This is a genomic window from Adonisia turfae CCMR0081 (assembly GCF_011009555.1).
GTDB lineage: Bacteria > Cyanobacteriota > Cyanobacteriia > Phormidesmidales > Phormidesmidaceae > Leptothoe > Leptothoe turfae.
Genome location: NZ_QXHD01000004.1, coordinates 4,846,783 through 4,868,230 on the forward strand (window position 1 = coordinate 4,846,783; position 21,448 = coordinate 4,868,230).

Consider the following 21,448-nt stretch of genomic DNA (forward strand, 5'->3'; position numbering starts at 1 on the left):
CTGGCCATAGCGCAGTCATGCTGACATTTAATCCGATGCCTCAAGGATGTCGTGAAGCTGTTGCTCCATTTGTTTGAGCATTGTCATAATCGCTGGTAGCGTTTTTTGTTTTGTGTCGTCTTGAACCTCAAGATTTCGCTGTGCTTGAGCTCGCAGATCGTCGATGCGTTGTTGCAAATCTTGAGCTATGCCTAGCGCATCACGGCCCAAGTTATCCATTTGCTGCTGCTGATAAAACTTCAGAGCTGCTCCCCGTAGTATTTGTAGGGTGGCCTCTTCTCCATGGTCACCGGGCATGACTCGGAAGCGTAGCAAAATTCGCTTCTGGTTATGGATGCGTTCGATCTCGATTTGCTTAGGTTTACGGACGGGAATCAAGGAAAGACTCATCATACGTTTGAGTTCATTGATGATACCTTGGAAAAGTTGAGGGGAAATATCGCTGACAACTGATTGCACAACACCATCTTTACTCCAAAGAATTCGACAGGTGGTGCTTTGACGTTCTAGATAAAGTCGTCCAATCCCTTCTTGAGTAATCAGCCGTTTCAATAAGATCTGGGTAAGTTCTTTGGGATTCAATCGGTTGGGATCAAAGGTTACCTCCGGGCTAGGTTCTGCTGTGGGTTCTTTAACGGCGGTCGCCGACGGCTCATCGGTGGGTGGTGACAAGGGCTCTTCAGCCGCTGGTACTGATGGCTCGTTGGCAGGTTCTGGTGGCTCGAGTACGAGCGACTCGTGCTCAGATAGCGCTGGTTCTGCCGCAGATAATGATTCCTCAGATGGCAATTCTTCTAGGTCAGTTACCGACTCTTCTAACTCAATACTCAAGGGAGCTGGTGGCATATCTGCACTATTTGTTTTATCCTCCTTCCCTGCTCTCACGGGCGGCGGCGGGTCAGACTGCTGAGGCGCTGTCGTTTGCTCAGCAATAACCCCATGGGGGTGTTCAATAATCTCAGTTGGAGCTCCTACCACCAGCGTAGGCTGATCCTGAAATGGACTGGACGTAGCGTTAGCCTTAGATTGTGAGGGTTGAGAAGCCTGGCGGTTTTTGGCTGAGTGGCTCAAAAACTTTGATAGAATTTCCCGATGCCAGTCAGACGATATGGGCCTTGAGACAATGGAGCAATTAATATAAGAGACCTGACGTCTGACATAGTCAGCAGCTTTAGTATCGTCAGGGTTTACCATGCCCAGGTTTAGGCTACTACCCTCAATTGAAAGCGGCAGAACCTGATAATAGAGACAGGCTTCAAAGGGCAAAATTCCTTCGATTAACAGGAACATTTGCTCTAGGTTTGTCTTTACATTAGGCTGATGAATATGGCTTGAGGGCGGTGACAACGCATGGTTTTCAGGGAAAGTTGACATGATGGCTGCCAAAAAGGAAATAACGAAGACAAGGGTACAGGTGTAATCATGTGAATGAGATAACCTGCCCATGAGACACCCACGCCTGTTGCCCAAAGACAACCTTCAAAGAGCCTGGGATTGGCTAGGTTCGTAAATCTTGGGCAGCTAGGTAAAGCTTAGCCCATTCACTCATGACTTGTTTAGGTCTGCACCCAAGCTTTTGTGCGATCGCATCGATATCACTGCCCTGCTTCAGTTCGGCCAGTAGCTGCTGCTGAGAAGGTTCTAACGTTTGCCAATAGGTTTGCCATTGACTAGAGGTTAAACCTAAGTCATGCTCAGACAATGTGGTTTTTAACCATCCCAGCACCAATTCTGGCTGTTCTTTCAGGGTAAAAATACGGATCGCGTGATAACTAATTTTTTCCCGTAGTCGATACACCTGATTGATCGACATTTTTAGCTGCTTAGCAATGTTGTCTTGGGTATACCCCTGCAAATGCAGCTCTAGCCATTGGGTCGCCGTATCTCCCAAGGTTTCTTGCAGATAGTCTGTAAAGCTATCTTTAACTGACTGGCGTGCCCGCTGGGTTGCTTCAAAGTCCTGTTGCTGCTCATAGGTACTCACAGCTTGCACATCAAACAGGCTGATAGTACTTTCAGTATCATCTGTCCCAATTTCCTCTGAAATTAGCTGAATTAGCTGCGCTCCAGGAACTTGGGTCATTCCCCCGCGCTGGGAACGTCTCAGATAGTTAACAAAGCGATAAACAATTAGAGGCTGGTTACGAATTGGCCGCAGACAATACTCCTCAATTGTTGCCATGGTCAGCAAATTACGAAGCTGAGGCCGCTTTGTACACTCACCGATCCACCTCATCTGCTGTTGAAGATGACGATCGCTTTGCAACATCTCCTGAATAATTTCTTGCAGAACGTCCTTAACCTGACGCTGTCGATCACGACTGAGGGCAATCCAGGTACGGATTTTGCTACGGACTAAAAACAAGCCACCCAGCTTCCGCATCAGGGTTTGATAAGCTCGATCAGGGGGTAATCCCCAGTAGGTTTTATAAAAAATACGATAGCGATAATCCATGGCCTGAGTGGCAATGGATAGATCCTTGTGAGAAAGCGCCTCAAATCGATCAGTGTCTTCACCGCAGAGCCACTGGGTAATTGCTATATGGGTATCGTGGCTTTGATCGGGCAAATCGGACTGAATCCGTTGCTGCCATTGATTTACGATTGTAGTTGCCACTGCCATGCGTGCGCCTGCTGCTGATTAGAGAAACCCCAAGCAAAATGCCACGGGAAAGGATTGATGAATGATTTGCTCATTCTAGTGCACTCAATCCCTCGATTTATCCGGATACAATCACTTTTCCCTATTAGTGTATTTTCCTTTAAGGCTGCTACCCGGTAAAGCATCCTGATCAAGTCTAGAACTGTCAGCCCAACTACCGATCAGAATACTTTTTATCAGTACAGCCTGTGTAAATTTATTCCGGAAAGGTTAAAGAGACAACCCAGGTTAGCATTTCATAGTTAACCATGGCGCTTCTGATGCCATTGCCAAGCATGGCCAATAATTATTTCTAGATCAGCGTACTGGGGTACCCAACCCAGGCGTTCACGGGCATGATCACTACTACCAATCAGGCTGGGAGGGTCCCCAGGGCGGCGCTCACATTCCACAGCAGGAATCGGATGCCCAGTCACCTGGCGAGCTGCTTCAATCACTTCTCTGACGGTAAACCCACTGCCGTTACCCAAATTAATAAAGGTTGTTTCGCCGCCGTCTATAAGATACTGCACCCCTTTCACATGGGCATTCGCCAGATCAGCAACGTGGATATAATCGCGAATACAGGTACCGTCACGGGTCGGATAGTCGGTGCCATAAATCGAAATATGATCACGTTTACCCAAAGCCGTTTGCAGTACCAACGGGATTAAATGGGTTTCAGGATTATGATCTTCGCCCAGACGACCTTGGGGATCTGCGCCAGCAGCATTGAAATAGCGAAAACATACGGATTGTAAGCCATAGGCCTTTTGGAAATCCTTTAGCATCATCTCCACCATGAGCTTGCTACTGGCATAGGGGCTAATGGGATTTTTCGGATGGTCTTCTGGAATAGGCACCGTCTTAGGAGGACCGTAAATGGCACAGGTGGACGAAAAGACAAATCGTTTCACCCCAGCCGCTTCCATAGCCTGTAGCAGATTTAGGGTGCCATAGACATTGTTGCGATAGTAGTCGGCTGGCGCTGTCACCGATTCACCCACTGCGATATAAGCAGCAAAGTGCATGACAGCCGCAAACTTGTATTGCGTAAATACCTGATCCAGTAATGCTCGATCGGTTGTATTCCCTTTTATTAGCTTGGCATTGAGATGCTGCTCAACTAGCTCTTGGTGACCATATTCAAGGCTATCTAAAATAACAACCTGATAACCAGCCTGCTCTAGGGCAAGCACGGCGTGGGAGCCAATATAACCGGCACCACCGGTTACCAATATCGTTGGAGTTGAGGTGTTTGTGCTACTCATATGAGGAATTCGTAAAGTTAGATAGGTATAACCATGAAAATAGCCAAACGACCTGGAGAGAGAGAGCTCCTCCAGCTGCCCCTAGAGTTAATAGATAGAGCCCAATTTAATGGGAATATTCACCTTCTACCATAGGTTTCATATCAGATCCCACAGCATCAGGATTGAGCACTAAGTTATCCCGATGCACAACTGTCTCAGCACCGTCATAGCCCAAGATCATAGAAATTTCACTAGAACGACGTCCGCGAATCTGCTGAAGGTCATGGTGATTATAGTTCACAAGACCACGGGCAATCTCTTGACCGTTGCGATCGCAAAGCACGACCGCATCCTGGGCCTGAAAATCACCTTCAATTTCGACAATTCCGGCAGAAAGCAATGATTTTCCATCTTTACTAATCGCCCGAACTGCCCCAGCGTCTAAATAAAGCAGACCGCTGGGACGTAGTCCATTGGCAATCCAACGTTTGCGAGCATTTGAAGGATTCGGCTTAGGGGCAAACTGAGTTCCCAGGGGAGCACCGGCCAAAATTTTGAGAATGTTTTCCGGGGTCTGACCATTGGTGATGGCCATGCGAATACCGGCACTGGTGGCGATGCGAGCCGCTTCCAATTTAGTAATCATGCCCCCAGTTCCCCACGCAGAGCCACGATCACCGACGTCAATATCTAAATCCCCTAAATGCTGTACCCAGGTAATCGGTTCAGCATCAGGATTGGCCCGTGGGTCAGCAGAATATAGCCGGTCCACATCCGTTAGTAAAAATAACCACTGGGCTCCCACCAAACTCGCCACTAGAGCTGACAGCGTATCATTATCGCCAAATTTCAGTTCGTCCACGGCCACCGTGTCGTTTTCATTCACAATGGGAATGACATTTAAGTTAAACAGCTGCTGAAAGGTGTGATAACTATTCACATAGCGCGCCCGCTGCATTAAATCACTGCGGGTCAGCAACACCTGGGCAATGGGCTGATCTAACACGGTAAATAGGTCGTCATACACTCGCATCAACCGCCCCTGACCCACGGCAGCCACCGCCTGCTTCTGCTCAATGGATTTAGGTCGCTCTGTCAGCCCCAGTCGCGCACACCCTACACCCACAGCTCCAGAAGAAACCAGAATGACTCGATGACCTTGGCGATTTAGTTGACAGAGTGTTTCTACTAAACGAGCAAGCACCGATAGGGCTAGCTGACCATTGGCCGAAGTGAGGCTAGACGTACCAATCTTGACCACAATGGTTTGAGAAGTCTGAGCGTTAGCAGAAGGCGATATAGTCACAGAAATCGATGAAGGTGGGAACTAGTAACAGAGCCTATTGTCATACAAAATTCCAATGCAAGGCCGTCACAATCAACCTCTGACAATCTGGCTGACCTAATATTTTTTTTTAGATCTCAAACGAGAAATTAAGTGCGGTCAGCCAGCACCACACCAAGACGCTTAGATAGCCAAATCTCAGCATTACGCAGACATTGTTTTGGGGAATTTGCCGCCATGGGGTCCACCATGGGTTCTACCAAAACCGTAAACAAACCTAGGCGATTGCCCCCTAAGACATCGGTGAATAACCGATCGCCCACCATGGCAATTTCATGGTGAGGCAGTTTCATTAGCTCTGCGGCTTGACGCAGCTTACGTCGGGACGGCTTACCTGCACTCGTATAAAATGGCACTTCCAAGGTTTCCGCAATCCGTCTAATGCGGCTATGGCTAAGATTGTTACTGACCAGCACCACTGGCACTAACGTTTGCATCTGTTGCAGCCACTGACGTACCTCTTCTAGAGGCTGACTTTGCTGAAACGGCACCAAGGTTTCATCTACATCAAGAATCAGTCCTTTGAGTTGATGCTGCTGAATCAGCTCAGGAGTAAGGCCCAGGACAGAAGCATCAAGGGCAAGGTCAGGTTGTAGGAGGCGACCCCAAGGCGTCATGGTTAGGTAGGGGCAGGTCTTGTGCCTGCCCTGGTTAATAGTGCTTAAAGATCATCCCCTAACTGGGCATCAACGCGATCGCGAATCTCACCCTGGGCCCGCTCATGTTCTGCTAAAGAACGGCTAAACACATGGGTACCGTCATAGCGAGCAACAAAGTAGAGAAACTCCGTATCCGGCGGATTTAAGGCAGCTTCTAAACTGGCAATGCCAGGGCTTGCGATCGGAGTTGGAGGAAGTCCTAAGTTACGATAGGTATTGTAAGGGTTGGGGGTATTGACTTGGGTCAAGGTTAGTGGTCTTTCTGGTGTTTGAGTCACCCCCAGACCATATTCCACCGTTGGATCAGATCCCAGACTGATACCTTCCCGCAGCCGTCGAGCAAATACTCCGGCAATCGTATCCCGTTCCTCAGGCACCACAGATTCTTTTTCAACGATGCTAGCTAAGTTTACCCACTCATCCAGAGAATAGGGGCTGGTTCCTTGCTGATACACAGGCAGAGCGACCTGTTCAAAGCGCAGCAGCATCACATCAACAATGCTATCAGCATCCATTTGCTCGCTGGGTAGCTGATAGGTATCTGGATAGAGATACCCTTCCAGATGGGGCAACCCCTGAGGCAGCCAGGGAAACTGGGCATAGGGAATTTCTTCAGTAGACCGCAAAAAGTCATCAGCACTGACCAGACCTTGTGCCTCTAAAGCTTGCGCCATCTGAGTACGATTCCAGCCTTCCGGAATTGTAAAGCTGGTTTGTACCACATCACCAGTCCAGATTTGGTCGGCAATCTCCGACATGGATTGGGTGGGAGATAGCGAATATGTCCCCGCCTGTAGACCTCCTTCGCGATTTTGAAATTCCTGAAGACGATTCCAGACTTTCCAGGCAGTGGTAGAGCGGATTAAGCCAGCTGCTTCTAAGTCTTGGCCAATTTGCTGAGCGGCAGTGCCCGATGGAATCTGCAACTGTATTGGCTGTTCATCGTCTCTCGCCAATACAGGGCTATTGGCCCAGCTCCACCATGACCACCCTTGCCAAGCGGCCACACCTAAGGCAACCGGGAAAATGCCAACATAAAATAGTCGTTTTAAACAACCCATAATTCGTTTAGACAGGCCATGGACCAGGTTCAGAATTGTTTGGTACGTTCAACTGTAGATGCCTAATCTAAGCCCTCAAAAAGCTGATCTTCAATTTGGGGTTGCAACCGCTGAAACTCTTCAGGGGATAGCAACATCACCGTATCAGCATCAGTGCGGTAGGCAAAGAAAAGTAAGGGCTCTAGAGGTGTACAGGTCACATAACGCTGATCGCGATGATAAAACTGCGCCAGCATTTGAAAATTGTCCGTTGCCCCCCCATCATCGACCTCTAATGCGAAACAACTTTCGTCTTCTGCATCAGGGATATTACCTACGGCTGTCAGCGTATAAGCACTACGCTGCAAGGTCAAGTCTAACTCAGCTAAAACTGCACGGGCACTGGGAAAGAGCGGATCAATCTCCTCATCCTCAATATCCGCCAAGGTATCATCGTTATCCTGCCAGCTAAAAATCTCGATCGGGGCAGAAACAGGGAGCAGCAGTAAATACTCTTGGCCAGAATTACTGAGGGTAATGGATTTTTCAACGTAACAAGCGAGGGTATGACCGCCCTCATCAGTGAGGGTCACGATGGGCTGGCCTCCCTGTTGGAAATCAGGAGACGGGTCAGAATTTTGATTGGAGTTGTGATTCAAATTTGCCATGCGTGGTTGTGGATCATTGGGCAGAGGCCCTAACTAAGAAGGGCGATCAGCCCGAGAGCTGTCTAGCCACTGCTGCAAAATAATAGCAGCCGCTCGACGGTCTATTAGGCCCTTATTTTTTTCAATGGGGCGGCGCTCTGCTTGCAGCTGCTGTTCTGCTTCCACTGATGTAAGCCGCTCATCTACATAGGCCACGGGCAAACTCAAAGCCTTAGCTAAACGCTTAGTGAATTTTTGTACCCGCTTAGCCTGGGCTCCCTTTGTCCCATCCAAGGTGTAGGGCAATCCCACCACTAGCAGGGTGGCCTCACGCTGACGAACAAGTTGCCTGAGTTGTTCAGTCACATAGACAAAAGACTTGTTTTCAATGGTGGTTAACCCCGTAGCAATTAGGCCTGTGCGATCGCAACCAGCTACACCAATCCGCCTGCTACCAATATCTAATCCCAAGACAGAAATCATGCGTTAACCCGCTGTCCCACCCGAAGAGTCATCCCTGGCTGGGCGTCTCAAACCAGGATTAGCGGCATCCCAAAAAAAGCGACTTGGAATCGCTTTACCAGAGGGCTGTAACCCCTGCAAAACATCCTGTAAACCCTCAATGGAAACAGCCTTTGACTCACGTACCTTATGCCATACAGAACGGGACATCATCACTGTGTGACCTACTTCTGTGGCCTCAATTTCCCGTAAATAACTTTCGCGCTCAGGCTGATAGTCCAAAGAGGCCAGCTGTAGGGTTTGGTTGGATGCCCCTTGCAACACTTGAGCCATTTGAGCCATGAGCTCTGGATATAGCCAAGTGTAGGCAGGATGGACGGTGAGTTTTGCCCGATTCGGTTGCTCAGTATCCTGGGAGAGACGCAGACTAAAGTAGCCAATGGCCGCCTTCCGCTGGGGTTCAAATACGTAGGCTGAAACTGACTCAGACTGACCTAGCCAACGCTGCACTTGGGCTCTCACACCAGCAATGGAGCGCGTCCGAAAGTCCTGAATCTGGTGATCAAACACCTGACGCAACTGAGGTGGCATCGACGCTGTTTCCAGGTGGTAAATCAGCTGGGCATCGGCGTTGCTGACCGGCAATAGATTGGGTAAATCTGGCTCATTTTCCGCCAGACTGGTAATTTGCTCTGCGTCTATGGACCAGTAGGTGACATAGGCCAGGGGCTGGAACCCATTTTGGCGATAGAGGGCTAGCCCGAACTTATCTTGGATACTGGTTTCACTGATCCAGGTGTGGGCCTCAACAATGGTTTCAAAGCAGTGGCGCAGCAGCAAACTGGCCAAGTCTAAGTTCAGGGTTAGTACCTCATCAGAGGACGCTTTTACCATCACCTGGTCAATCCGCCAGGTACTGCGTGTAGAGTTAAATGGCGAAACCTGAATCACACCCTGGGTAGTATGTTTACAGCCAGCAGCAAAGGTAATGGTCTTAGGCTGTAGAGGATTTACCAGACGAGATAAACGCTGCCAAGCCTCTTTGCCAAACAAATGTCCCGAGTCGAGTACAGGCTGATTTTTGGTAAATGCGCCACAGGTAACCACCTCTGAGCCGCCATTGGGCATCAGCTTTTCTGAGTCACGAAAATGTACGGGACGAACCGCAATGGAGTCAGAGGAGTTAACGGGTGTCATAGGACCAAAATATGGACAAAATCCCTAGGATTTGGGATGAATTAAGACTACAGGAGTCTGTTCATCAGCGTTACCAGCCGGATTATCGAGCAGAGCACTCGTTATCAAGTCTACGTCAGTGCCAGGTGTTGCTGCTAATATCTTAACCGCTTTCAAATCATTGACATCGACAATGGCCGCTTTCAGGCCAGTTACGTCATAAATATCTTGAACAATTTTTTCAGGGTTGTCTGGACCCAGCACAATGAACTGGTCATAGGGGGGTAAGGTGCCGGTGACATCATCAATCAAGCGGGCCTGCTCACCTGCAAGTACGTAAAACATGCCAGCACGACCTAAGAACTTCTTTGCGATCGCACCCACCACAAAGGCATACACCACTCGCCATGGTCCCACCAGATCTACCAGGGTTTGCATACCACAGGCCGTCGCCAGACTCGACGTAGGCATAAAGAAATAGCAAATCCGCTTCGCTACCCAGCCCGGTTTAATGTCACTGGGATGCCGCCAACGCCCTTGCATAATCGCCACAGGTGTTTCACCGATGGTGACAATGTCCCCAGGCTTAGCAAAGGGCTCAACATAACGCTTAACCGTATCAATAGGGCTGTCCAGGGGACCCAGCAAATGGGTGGGAATCGGCAACACGTCTGCTTTTGGTGTAGACCGCCAGTTTTGAGGAGCATCGGGGTCAGGGTACTTCAGGGGCACCACCACATTGCCCATTTTGGGAATGCGCCCCTCAGGGCCGTAGGTCAAATAATGAACCTTTACCCAGACAGCTTTTAGTTTCGATAAGTCGGGGCCTTTAATATCAACGTTGATCTTCAGACTAGTGGATTTTCCAGTTTTGACAATGTAAGCAAACCAGTAATTATCTGGTCTAGCTGGTGCGTCTTCATGATCCGATACCAGCTTAGTCTTGACCGTAACTCCATCTAGGCTATTTCCCGATAATAGCTGAGCCTCAACCGAGATTTCCGGCACCATAATCTCCAAGGTGCGGGTTAGGTTTACCAGGGCAGCTTCTCCCTCAATGACATAGTGCTGAGGCTCTTGGGTAGTCATGGTCCATTTGCCAGACTCCAGCTCTAGCCGGTTCCCAGGGCGGTCTTGAAATTGCCGTTCAATCAGTAGCCAAACAACCAGGGTCAGCAATATCAATAGGATTACCAGCGTGCCCAAAATCCCTGTCATTAAAGGGTTACTCCTCTTCCATGTGAATAGGTAATCTATGGATAAATCTTATCCATAGATCCGTAAGATTTGTAGCGTACTCTCGGATCTGAAGCAATCACCAGCAATAACGGATTCAATGTTTTATCGCAGCAGTTCAAATAATCCGTCGTCCAATTCATAGCCCAAAGTACGTACCATCAGTTTGAGTTTTTCGATGCCATCAATTTGGTTATCCTTGAGCCATTGGGCAATGGTAAACACTTTGCCCATCACAAAAATCTCTAGAGCTTCTGGGTTATAGCGAATGCCATCTAAGGGGCTGAACTGATGGGGCACTAGCATGGCTGCATACCGGCCCAACTCACCCGACTCAACATCTAGAAACAGGGGTAGCCAGGGATATTGACTATCGAGCCGAATAAACCATAGCCGTACTTCAGGAAGCTCAGACAGCTCGCGGGGGTCATTGGCCTCGCGGGGATAATCGATAGCAAAACTCAGTTTAAAGTCGGTTTTCCAGTCAACTTGACTCAAGGTACTTTGGGCCACTGTCAGGTCCAAAGTCTGAAGGTGCGCAGCATCGATAACAATGGATTGAGGCATGGTGGGGGAGATAAAACAGTGAAGCAGATGAAACAGATTACAGTGTGCCTTGCTGTGGAAGACTTTACTAGGGGGTCAGCCGGGTCTTGACTACGACCTCCGTTTCCAGACCATACTGCACGATATATATGTTTTTATGCCGATGACCACATCTCCTATTCGCGTCTGTATCACCCTGGGAACACGCCCTGAGGCAATTAAACTGGCCCCAGTGATTCAACAGTTTCAGAAAACACCAGATTTTGACACTCAGGTTGTACTCACGGGGCAACATCGGGAGATGGTGGACCAGGTCATGCAGCTATTTGGGCTTCAGGCTGATCGGGATCTGAATATCATGCAGCCTAAGCAAACCCTGTCAGACATTACCTGTCGCAGTTTGCAAGGCTTACAAACACTTTTTAAAGAACTACAGCCTCACATCGTGCTGGTGCAGGGGGATACAACCACTGCTTTTGCCGCCGCTCTCGCTGCGTTCTATCAGAAGATTCCCGTGGGGCATGTGGAGGCCGGACTACGCACTGACAATATTCTTAATCCGTTTCCTGAAGAGGCCAATCGTCGCTTGGTCTCCCAGATCACAACGTTGCATTTTCCACCGACTGACAAATCGGTGGCCAATCTAGCAGCCTCGGGCGTCAGCGGTACTGTTCTTAAGACTGGCAATACCGTTATTGATGCCCTACAGACCGTGGCCTCTAAGGCTCCTGCCTGTGATGTCCCTGGGCTAGATTGGACAGCCCATCGCGTCATTCTAGCCACCGTACATCGTCGAGAGAACTGGGGGGAGCCGCTACAGGATATTGCCAGGGGATTTCTACAAGTATTAGACAAATTCGAGGATACGGCGTTGCTACTGCCGTTGCACCGCAACCCAACGGTAAGAGAGCCCTTAAAGGCGGCCCTCGATCACCACCCTCGCACATTTTTGGTGGAGCCGCTGGACTATGGCCAGCTCGTAGGAGCCATGCAACGGTGTTATCTACTGATGACGGATTCTGGTGGATTACAGGAAGAAGCCCCTGGCCTTGGGAAACCTGTTCTTGTCTTGCGGGAAACAACGGAGCGACCTGAAGCGGCGGAAGCGGGCACAGCCAAACTCGTAGGCACCGACCCAGAGATGATTACTGGCGAAGCAGCAAAGTTACTAAGGGAGCCAGCGGCTTACGATGCCATGGCCCGAGCCATTAACCCATTTGGGGATGGTAAGGCATCAGAACGCATCGTCCAAGCAGTATTGGCTTATTTCAACCGCTAAAAACTAGGAGCCTTCCCCACGTTTCTGGGCTTCATCTAACAAACTCTTTTTAGATGACTTTAATTCTTTCCACAGTCTTTTAATCTGCTGGTAGGCCTCTTCAGACGAGATTTTGCCCCCTGTTTCTAGATTGCAAATCAGTGAAATTCGGGTGGCAAACTCTTGCAAATTAGCATTGAATACCATCCGTTCAGGCGAAAACTCCCCATGGTAAGAAGCACGGGGCATAATAAAGTCTTGCTTTTGTTCGTTAGGTTCATCAACCAACGGAAGGTCCTCTGATTAGGGCAGTTGACAGATGCCTATACATCTAATGATCATACCAATGGCTTCAGATATCGGCGTATATTCTAAAGGTTACTGGATCATTGGTTGCACAAGTACCATGTCGTCGGTACGGCCAATTTCGTGGTACGGGGGCAGTGTATCTAAATGATGGACTTCAGCAAGAACGTAAAGATTATCCTGCCAGCGCTCAAGCAAAGGTTGACCCGATAGGGTAGGGATGTTGCGATCGCAATAAAAATTTAGACTCGGTCGCCCATAGCTAAACGTCGTTACCACCTCAGCTTCAGGCGGAACATGCTGTTTAACCATCGCTGCCACTGGCTTAACTGCATAGGCCTCATTTAGCTCCCACAGCCAAAAATCAGACCCCACCAATAGCAACAGCGTCAGGTATAGGCCTGCCATCAGGGTCAAGCACCACCGCGCCCGTCGTCGCCATAGCTGCAAACCTGTCCAACCCGCACTCATCCCTAAGCCAATACCAATGGCGATCAGCGTTGGTTGCTGATCGGCCACGCCCAAGTAAACACCACCACCCAGGGCAACCACACTAATTAAGGCCAAAAGACCAACCGCCCAACGGGGCGATTTTTCCCAGGCATGATGCAAATAGGCACCAATGGCTAGAGCCACAAACGGATATAGCGGCATGATGTACCAGGGTAGCTTGGTACCCATTAGAGAGATAGCCCCCAGATATATCGCAGTGCCCACCAAAACCAGCTGTCCCCAAGGGCGATTACGCTGTCGCCAGGCTAAGCACACACCGCCAGGCCAAAACATCAGCCAGGGAAAGCCATATTTCAGCATTTCTAATAGGTAATACCAGGGCGGCTGCTGGTGATCCTCAATTGCCGAGGTCACTCGTTCAAAGGACTGAGAAACAAAGTGCCCTTGCCAGTAAACATTGCCGTAGCGTAGCAGCTGAGCACCATACCACAGTAAAACTGGCAAACTGCCTAAACCTAGACCTAGCCATAAATAAGGATTACGTAGCAACCAGTGGCTGGCAGATTGTCGCCCCAACCCCACAGTCTGTATAGCAAAAAACTGTATAGCAAAAAACACCAGGGCGATTACGCCCAGCAGAATCACTAAAATCCCCTTGGTTAGTGCAATTAGCCCCAGACAAACACCAACACCCAGGGCATATGCCGGTCGCTTGCGCGCCTTTAACCCCCACAGCAGTAACAGCAAAAATAGCGTCACCGCCACCCCATCTCGCATGGCCAGGCGACCATGACGGACTACGGGTAGAAGCGTCAAGAACACACCAGCTGACAGCAGTGCCGGTCGCCGCTGCTGGAATACTTCTCGTCCCACCCAATACAGCAGCGGTATAGCTAGGGCACTCACCAGAGCTGGCAACAACCGCGATGTCCATTCTGAAACGCCCCCCAGATACCCCGTGGCCATTAACCACTCCACCAGAGGCGGCTTATTCAAATAGGCATCGCCATAGAGTGTGGGATAAATCCAATCACCGCTGACCGCCATACTTCGGGCAACAGCGGCAATGGTGCCCTCATCCCAGTCCCGTAGGGGCAGCATGCCTAATCGCCACCAGTACAGTAAAACAGCCGCTAGGGTAAGCCAAACCCCATCTAGACTTACTATTCGAGATAGGGCACCGATAGCAGTAGAACGGTTTAACTGACGGGATGCGTTTACCTGATCAATCACGACAATTCAACCTATACAGTGGCACAATAGCCACTGAATCAATCACAACAATTCAATCTATACAGTGGCACAGTAGCCACTGATCAATCACGACAATTCAACCTATACAGTGGCACAATAACTACGCCCTATCATATTCCTCTCCCCATGACCCGCTGGCAATTGGGACCTGGTTGGCTCACTCCAAAATTACACGCCCTGATTAAAGCAGAGCACTGGCACTGGCTCGTTCTTTTGGTGTGGATAGTGCCCTTGTTATTAGCCGGTTTTTTTGACCTTGATCACCAGAGTCTGATGGCGCACGACGAAGGACTATACGCCCGTCGCGCCAGGGTCATTGTCGATTCGGGAGATTGGATTCATCCTTGGGCCACGCCACACCATAAAACCCCTGGTCCCTATTGGGTTGTGGCTTTATTTATTCAGCTGTTAGGGCGGCACGAAGTCGCTGTACGTCTACCCAGCGTCTTGGCCAGCATTGGCTGCCTTTGGCTCACATATAGCATTGGCCGCCGTCTGTTGAACCCAACCGCTGCCCTACTGGGGGCACTTTCTCTGGGTGTGGCTCCCCTATGGCTACAGTACAGTCGTTTAGCCACCCCAGACGTTCTGTTTACAGGACTCATTTTGCTGGCGATCTGGCTCATGCTAGCGGCAGAAAGGCAACAGTCATCCTCCAAGCATTGGTGTTACCTCGGAGCAGGCATCACCCTGGGCATAACCGTTCTCATCCGCAGTGCATTGGCCGCTGTTCCCATGGCCTGTTTGCTACCCTATATGCTGCTATCGGGCAAACACCACTTAAGGCAATGGAGTCTCTATTTAGGGGGGCTGATCGGTCTGCTACCCACGGCAACCTGGCTATGGCTCTGTTGGCGGCGCTATGACATGGCCGTTATTGAGGCCATTGTTAACTTTCCAGTCAGTCAGGGGTTGACCACCGATCGAGCCAAATCGCCACTGTTTTATCTGTTCAATCTGTTAGTCAATGATTTTCTTTGGATCTTTTTTGCCCTGGCAGCAGTCGGTTTACTCGGTTTACGGTTTTTACGCACCCATACAAAAGTCACCTATGTGTGTCAGCCGCAAATTTCCCTATTGCTACTTTATCCACTGCTGTACCTGGGTTTACTGAGCTTTGCGTCTACTAAATTGCCCCACTATGCCATTCCCACATATCCATTTCTGGCTCTGCTGACTGGATACACCATGGAGAGATTGCTCACCCCCTCTCTTAGCATCACCATCAAACGCCTGCTGACAACTGTCAATGGTCTACTGGTGCTATTGGGGACAGTACTGATAGCTGCCGGTGGTCTGGCACTTGTCACAGACATTCTGCCTAGCGCCGATGACATTCGCCCCTATGCACCGATTGCTCTCGGCCTGGGGCTTGGCTGGCTGGCTGCTGGCATGCTGTGGTTTCGCACGTCTCAGAATCAACCCATATTACTCAGCTGGCTTGTGCTACTGCTGTTAGGGCATTGGTTAGGGTTAACAATCGCCTGGGGAACAGCCGACTTAGGCAACATTAATCCTGACATGAAGGCCCTGTTAATTCGGGATGATATTCAACCTGTTTTACAAACTGAAGCCGTCGGTTTTTCCCCTGGACTCAACAGCAAACGCAGTACCCTGCTCAGGTTTTATACCCCCAACCCAGGGGAAAAATTAGACACCCTGGAAGCAATTGGTCCCAATGACTATATCTGGATTGAAGATAATGAATTGCCTACACTCACGAAACCCTATGACTCTTTAGGAAAAATTGAGCGAACGCACTTAATCCGTATTCTTGCTCAGTAATGATCCGTATTTTCTCTGTAAAAGCTTAAGGATTTACAACAAAGCTCAGGGAAATATTGATAGGCGACCAGACTTCAGGACATTAGCATGCTCTTGATAGTTGGAGCGCATTGATTTCATTTGCGCTTTTTGCTTTCTAGGTGCCGCATAGACGTAATAGGTTTTGCATTTTTTGAGACAAACGCGATGTTTTATTTATTCTTCAATCGGTTGATCTATGCTGGCTAGATTATTGAGTCCGCAGCAGCATCCTCAAAAGGATATACAGTGGTGGTTTGGGCTGGCGTTCAGCCTTTTTTTTGCCTTTTTCTATGGCTATTTAGCTATGCAGAAGGGGTTTGCGGCCCATTACGTGATCCAAGATGACGCCCGACATTATCTGTTTTGGATGGAACGCTGGCGGGATGCTGATGCTTTTCCCAATGATTTAATTGCTGATTATCTCCAGTCTATTACCCCCGTGGGCTATAAGCTGTTTTATCGCATTGCCAGCAGCCTACATTTACAGCCTGAGTGGTTTGCCAAGGTGATACCTATGTTCCTGGGTATGGTTGCAGCGGGCTATTATTACGGTTTAACCCTGGCTATTTTCCCAGTTCCCGCCACTGGAGTGATGGCATCGGTGATGCTAAGTCAGCATATTTGGTGTACTGACGATGTCGTATCAGCATCGCCGCGAGCGTTTATTTATCCGCTGTTAATTCCACTGTTGTTTTATTTTGTGCGACGACGGTGGTTGGTGAGTTTAGCCTTTTTAGGCTTATTGACCCTTTTCTATCCGCCGGTTGCTGTGGTTGCAACAACGCTGTACGCAGCCCACGCCGTCGATTGGGCAACCCTGCCTGCCAAGTGGTCTCAACCTTGGGTAGTGGTCCATCGTGGCCGGCTGAGGATTGCGATCGCAGCATTCATCCTCGCCGCGCTGTGCATATTGCCCACCTATGCACTGGCCAACCATGCATTTGGGCCAGTGGTGACCATGGCTGAGGCACACACCATACCAGAATTTCAGCCAACAGGCCGTCACTCCTTTTTTAGAGAAGGCATCTCCCGCTACTGGTTGGTTTTGTTTGGGGGCCATGGAGCCATTCTCAAGCGCACAATTTTTACGCCAGTCACCCTGGTCGCAGCCCTATTTTTAATCCCGATGCGATGGAGTAAGAGATTTTCACCATCAGGATTAAGCGCCATAAGTCCCGCCATTCACGTGTTTACTAAGCTGACTTTGGTTAGCTTGGTCTGGTTTATAGCCGCCTATGCTCAGGCTTTTAAGCTCCATATGCCTGGGCGCTACACCAGCCACTCCATCATGCTAGCTATCCCCATCTTGGCCGCCATCGCCTGGACCGTCATCTTAGCAGCCATTTGTAAACGCCGCCGCCAGCTAAAGTTGGTGGCCCCAATCGCCATATTGCTCGTGGTCGTGCCCTTATTTTTCTACTACCCGCTATTGCTGAAAAAGTTTCCCAAAACCCTCTACATGGCTGGCCAAGAAGCGCCGATTTATGAATATCTACAAACCCAACCTCACGACACCCTGATCGCCTCCATCGATTACGAAGCCGATAATATTCCTGCCTTTGCTAGACGCTCCACCCTGATCGCCCCTGAATATGCCACGCCTTTTCATCTGGGCTATTACCGTCAAATCCGACAGCGAGCGGCTGATTTATTAAAGGCCCACTACACCAGTGATAAAACTGAGCTGACCACATTTAGCAATCGCTATGGCATAGATTTTTGGCTGGTGAACAAAGGTGCTTTCTCCGCTGACTATTTAGACCATCATCAATATTGGGCCAATAACTATCAGCCATTAACGGCGAAGGTTGTGCAACAGGTCAGTAATAGTAATACCAGTGTGTTACGGACCCGCATTGAGTCTTGCACAGTGGTAGAGACAGAGCGCTTTTGGCTAGTTAACAATGCCTGTGTGCTAGAGCAACAGCTGTGTGCTGGAGCAACAGGTGACAGCAACAGCACAATAGCAGCGACAGTTAGCAGTATGATTGATGGCGCTCCCAAGTCTCATAATCTCCATGACGCTTCGTTTGCCACGCCAGCTGGTCAGCCTCTATAAATCACCCTGGACAGCCGTCATCATTATTGCTGTGTTGGGTCTAATCGGCACACTCAACCACAGCATGTGGCGTGATGAGATGAACGTTTGGCTAATCGCGCGGGACAGTCCATCCTGGGGAGCCTTTGTTGAGAATATTCGCTATGACCGAGCCCACCCTGGTCTTTGGCACCTGCTGGTGGCGATGCTTTATCACCTGTTTGGCCATCCCGTCTCCATGCAGGTCTTTCATTGGCTCCTGGCCATGGGCTCAGTGCTGCTGATTTGGCGATGCAGCCCCTTTACTCAATGGCAGAAATGGCTGTTTACCTTTGGCTATTTGCCGTTCTATGAGCACCTGCTGATTGCCCGCAACTACGCTGTGGCCATGCTACTGTTATTCGCTATTTGTGCCCTTTGGCCGCAGCGACAGCGGGCTTATTGGCCCCTGGCAGGCTTGCTGGTGCTATTGGCTAATACTAATGTATATGCGTTTTTGATTGCGATCGCACTTGCCCTTACCCTGGGGCTAGAACTTGTCTTTGACGCTAAACTTCGCCGTAACTGGCTAGATATCCTATTCAGCGGCGGGTTGATTATAGCGGGCTACGCCATGGCTCTGCATTTCATCTTGCCCCCCAGTTATGTCGCTAATCAAGCCTTAGAGGGCTATGTCACTGGGTTAGACATCCGTCATTTACTGCGAGCCATTGGCCGGATCTTTGGCGGCTACTATGTGATTATCCCCAACGGTCGGCAGTATCTAGATCTATTAGTCTGTGGCGTCCTTGCCCTTGGTTCTTGCTGGCTGGTGTGTCTCAAGCTTGTGAAAAAGCCCTATCCACTGGCGTTTTATTTGCTTGGTAACGGCATTATTTTAGGCTTTACCTACGCCAAGTTTATGCCCAACTCTATTCGGCATTTTGGCAACTTCTATCTCATCCTAATAGCTGCTTTGTGGTTAGCTCATTACTACCCGCCAACCACGGCTATCACCCAATATTTACCAATCCTTGAAAGGCAGCAGCAAACATCTAACCGCTGGTTTAACCGCATGTTTGCCACTGTTTTGATAGCTCAGTTGCTAGGCGGTATTTTCATGTTTGTGATGGATTTCACCATCCCCTATTCAGCAAGTCGAGCTGCTGCTGCCTACATGCGTCAGGCCAATCTCCAAGATGAATTTATCGTGGCTAGCCGAGATGCACAAATGGCATCTTTAAGCGGTTATTTTGGTCGATCATTTTATTTTCCAGAACGTCAGGCCATCGGTAGCTATACCCTATTTTTCAAGGGCGTTCGCAACGAGGTTGATCATCCAGAAGTGATTCGGCAGGTGAAGCAGCTCATACTGGAACACCCCAAAATTCTGCTGGTGCTTACCAAAAAATTAGAAGAACCGACACCAGGCCTAACGGTTGAACCCATCGAGCAATTCACAAAGGCCTGGCAAAATGAAGAGTATTACCTCTATTGGGTAACTTCAGCAAACAATTAGCAAACAATTAAGGAAGGGAAACCCTAAGCTTCTTCAGTCTCAGGCGCATCAGGCGTATCGGTCACATCAGGAGGAGCAACCGTCTCTGCCGTTGGAGAGTCTGCTTTAGCCTGGGCACGCTGCTCACGCTTTTTACGCTCAGCTTCTAAAATATCTTTCATCACTTCCTGAGCCTGGGCCATTTTGTCCAAGTTGCTCCGATAGAGCTCCAGGTCCTTATCTACCTTTTCAGCTGGCAATGCCAGCATTTCGGCAGCGGTTTTTAGCATCTCTTCGCGGCTGTCCTTATCTTCTAGGGCAGACAGATCAACGGTCTCAAATAGGGTGTAAAGACCCACGGCCATCAAGCGCGTGTACTTTGCACTAGCCTGGGTAGCCACCACGTGAAGCTTGTTTTGCAAACCATTACCATCCGTAGTTTTGGCACTGGCGAGCTGAGTATTGAGATCGCCCAGCGATAGGTTGGCAAGATCAGATTTCAAGGCCTCAGCATCCTGGCGATACTGCTGGGGATCACCCTCCACTGCCTGACAGATGGCCGAAAGAATGGACTCCTTATCCTGTTCAGGCTCATACCCCACCATGAACCGATCAAAACTAGTTATCACACCCAGGGCATAGAGGGGGTTATAAACAAAATCAACATTTACCGAAAGCAGATGCATCTCCACCATCAGCTCTTCAATCACTCTCCGATACAGAGAATTGATTGGACGAGAGTGGTAATTGTAAAAGGCTCGCTTGGTATCGGAAACCGTACGGAGATTAGTCACAGGTGGGGGTAATAAAACGTTAGACATCATTTTCTACTGCGGACGACCTTTTGCCAAGAATCCTATGATCTAGGCGAAATAGTATTTTGCGTGATGGATGCCTATACCACCTTAACGAAATTAACGGCTTATCTCACAGACAAGTCGAGCAATCATTGCTAATGTGTGGCTTCAATCAACTGGCGCTGAGACGCCTATGTTCGTTTTAGATTCAATTCTGAAAAAACGATCAGAACTATAAGTGCCTGCACTTTAGCGCAGAACGAACAGGAAACCTATGGGGCGCGAGCTTTAGACTCGCCTCAAGACCCACTTAAAAAATCATGGGTTCAGGTGCTGCCTTAATGGCTTCTTCTTCACTGTCGTAGATGGCGAACACAGAATCCATCATAGTCACTTCAAAGACCAGCTTCGATTCTGGATGAACATTACACAGCTTAAAGCTCCCTTGTAGCTTATCAGCATCGCGCATACCTGCTACCAGGGAAGTTAACCCAGAGCTGTCAATAAAATTAACTTGACCGAGATTAACGATGATATGGGGAGTGGTATTGACAATACATTCCTGGAGCTTCAAGCGAAATTGCCAAGCTGTAGTAATGTCTAGTCGCCCCTGGGGTGAAAATACAACGATACTGTGATTGCCTTCAGGAGGGTTGACGATTCTTTGCTCCATAGTCACCGGCCCTTCATATCTAAATGTCTAATGTCTGACGTGCACACTGAAAATTGCGCTCATACGTACCATGATGCCCGTACAATCAGGAGAAAGGACTGAAATGTCAAATGCTTACGACAAATTGCGGGTTTTTATTGACATATCAGTATGCCTGACTGTATTGAAGTACAGCGTGATCAGAATAACGTGCATACAAGTATGCATAAAAATGCAGACCACATCAGGATATTTACGCACTCAATCACACCTAATCTTGAGGTAAGATGACCCACCTTACCCTGTATATCTATTGATGCGTAAAGGGGGCATGTAGTTCCAAACATTCCCAAAAGCGATGGCAGAAAGTTACCAAAACCCAAAAATAAGATAAGCCAACCT

The 21,448-nt window shown here is 49.1% G+C and carries 19 protein-coding genes; 4 read left to right on the forward strand and 15 right to left on the reverse strand.

The features are described from left to right. Window positions 1–27: 27 nt before the first annotated feature. The 11 genes from DXZ20_RS24835 to DXZ20_RS24885 all read right to left on the reverse strand — a co-directional run bounded on the left by DXZ20_RS24835 (window position 28) and on the right by DXZ20_RS24885 (window position 11,026). Window positions 28–1,374 (reverse strand): ATPase, T2SS/T4P/T4SS family, encoded by a 1,347-nt coding sequence (locus DXZ20_RS24835; protein WP_163701740.1) that lies wholly within the window; start codon window positions 1,372–1,374, stop codon window positions 28–30. Window positions 1,375–1,498: 124 nt separating this feature from the next. After that, window positions 1,499–2,623 (reverse strand): HetZ-related protein 2, encoded by a 1,125-nt coding sequence (locus DXZ20_RS24840; protein WP_163668845.1) that lies wholly within the window; start codon window positions 2,621–2,623, stop codon window positions 1,499–1,501. A 281-nt stretch (window positions 2,624–2,904) separates the two neighbouring features. Next, the gene (galE, locus tag DXZ20_RS24845; RefSeq protein ID WP_163701742.1) at window positions 2,905–3,912 is read right to left on the reverse strand and encodes a UDP-glucose 4-epimerase GalE; all 1,008 of its coding nucleotides are present in this window, start codon (window positions 3,910–3,912) and stop codon (window positions 2,905–2,907) included. Between the two features lie 106 nt (window positions 3,913–4,018). Next, window positions 4,019–5,200: a glutamate 5-kinase gene (gene proB / locus DXZ20_RS24850; protein ID WP_348918723.1), complete on the reverse strand. Its 1,182-nt coding sequence runs from the start codon at window positions 5,198–5,200 to the stop codon at window positions 4,019–4,021. Between the two features lie 128 nt (window positions 5,201–5,328). Continuing rightward, complete coding sequence (locus tag DXZ20_RS24855; protein WP_163668850.1) at window positions 5,329–5,856, reverse strand: YqeG family HAD IIIA-type phosphatase; 528 nt, start codon at window positions 5,854–5,856, stop codon at window positions 5,329–5,331. Between the two features lie 44 nt (window positions 5,857–5,900). Beyond that, a complete protein-coding gene (gene mltG, locus DXZ20_RS24860; protein ID WP_163668852.1) occupies window positions 5,901–6,959 on the reverse strand; it encodes an endolytic transglycosylase MltG in 1,059 nt (352 codons plus the stop codon). A 62-nt stretch (window positions 6,960–7,021) separates the two neighbouring features. Continuing rightward, window positions 7,022–7,606 (reverse strand): DUF3727 domain-containing protein, encoded by a 585-nt coding sequence (locus DXZ20_RS24865; protein WP_163668854.1) that lies wholly within the window; start codon window positions 7,604–7,606, stop codon window positions 7,022–7,024. A gap of 33 nt (window positions 7,607–7,639) precedes the next feature. Beyond that, window positions 7,640–8,068, reverse strand: a complete 429-nt coding sequence (gene ruvX / locus DXZ20_RS24870; RefSeq protein ID WP_163668856.1) for a Holliday junction resolvase RuvX — start codon at window positions 8,066–8,068, stop codon at window positions 7,640–7,642. Window positions 8,069–8,071: 3 nt separating this feature from the next. Next, window positions 8,072–9,244, reverse strand: coding sequence for an N-acetyltransferase (locus DXZ20_RS24875; RefSeq protein WP_163701744.1), 1,173 nt, complete (start codon window positions 9,242–9,244; stop codon window positions 8,072–8,074). Between the two features lie 24 nt (window positions 9,245–9,268). Then, window positions 9,269–10,441, reverse strand: a complete 1,173-nt coding sequence (locus tag DXZ20_RS24880; RefSeq protein ID WP_163701746.1) for a F420-0:Gamma-glutamyl ligase — start codon at window positions 10,439–10,441, stop codon at window positions 9,269–9,271. Between the two features lie 123 nt (window positions 10,442–10,564). After that, window positions 10,565–11,026 carry a CRR6 family NdhI maturation factor gene (locus DXZ20_RS24885; RefSeq protein WP_163668862.1) on the reverse strand — a complete coding sequence of 154 codons (462 nt, stop codon included), beginning with the start codon at window positions 11,024–11,026 and terminating at the stop codon, window positions 10,565–10,567. Window positions 11,027–11,168: 142 nt separating this feature from the next. Here DXZ20_RS24885 and wecB point away from each other — a divergent pair, with 142 nt between their 5' ends. Next, on the forward strand, window positions 11,169–12,284 hold the full coding sequence (gene wecB, locus DXZ20_RS24890; RefSeq protein ID WP_163701748.1) for a non-hydrolyzing UDP-N-acetylglucosamine 2-epimerase: 1,116 nt from the start codon (window positions 11,169–11,171) through the stop codon (window positions 12,282–12,284). Window positions 12,285–12,287: 3 nt separating this feature from the next. On the opposite strand, the gene DXZ20_RS24895 is transcribed toward wecB, so the two are convergent. After that, window positions 12,288–12,512, reverse strand: coding sequence for a DUF7219 family protein (locus tag DXZ20_RS24895; RefSeq protein WP_163671792.1), 225 nt, complete (start codon window positions 12,510–12,512; stop codon window positions 12,288–12,290). Between the two features lie 129 nt (window positions 12,513–12,641). Next, window positions 12,642–14,255 carry a phospholipid carrier-dependent glycosyltransferase gene (locus tag DXZ20_RS24900; protein ID WP_163701750.1) on the reverse strand — a complete coding sequence of 538 codons (1,614 nt, stop codon included), beginning with the start codon at window positions 14,253–14,255 and terminating at the stop codon, window positions 12,642–12,644. Between the two features lie 147 nt (window positions 14,256–14,402). Here DXZ20_RS24900 and DXZ20_RS24905 point away from each other — a divergent pair, with 147 nt between their 5' ends. The 3 genes from DXZ20_RS24905 to DXZ20_RS24915 all read left to right on the forward strand — a co-directional run bounded on the left by DXZ20_RS24905 (window position 14,403) and on the right by DXZ20_RS24915 (window position 19,618). After that, window positions 14,403–16,061 carry an ArnT family glycosyltransferase gene (locus DXZ20_RS24905; RefSeq protein WP_163701751.1) on the forward strand — a complete coding sequence of 553 codons (1,659 nt, stop codon included), beginning with the start codon at window positions 14,403–14,405 and terminating at the stop codon, window positions 16,059–16,061. A 217-nt stretch (window positions 16,062–16,278) separates the two neighbouring features. Further along, window positions 16,279–18,141: a hypothetical protein gene (locus DXZ20_RS24910; RefSeq protein WP_163701753.1), complete on the forward strand. Its 1,863-nt coding sequence runs from the start codon at window positions 16,279–16,281 to the stop codon at window positions 18,139–18,141. Beyond that, window positions 18,101–19,618 carry a hypothetical protein gene (locus tag DXZ20_RS24915; protein WP_163701756.1) on the forward strand — a complete coding sequence of 506 codons (1,518 nt, stop codon included), beginning with the start codon at window positions 18,101–18,103 and terminating at the stop codon, window positions 19,616–19,618. Before DXZ20_RS24910 ends, DXZ20_RS24915 begins: the two co-directional genes overlap by 41 nt. Window positions 19,619–19,641: 23 nt before the next feature. On the opposite strand, the gene psb29 is transcribed toward DXZ20_RS24915, so the two are convergent. Beyond that, complete coding sequence (gene psb29, locus DXZ20_RS24920) at window positions 19,642–20,418, reverse strand: photosystem II biogenesis protein Psp29 (RefSeq protein ID WP_250566191.1); 777 nt, start codon at window positions 20,416–20,418, stop codon at window positions 19,642–19,644. 286 nt (window positions 20,419–20,704) lie between these two features. Then, window positions 20,705–21,067: an STAS domain-containing protein gene (locus tag DXZ20_RS24925; RefSeq protein ID WP_163668880.1), complete on the reverse strand. Its 363-nt coding sequence runs from the start codon at window positions 21,065–21,067 to the stop codon at window positions 20,705–20,707. Window positions 21,068–21,448 lie beyond the last annotated feature (381 nt).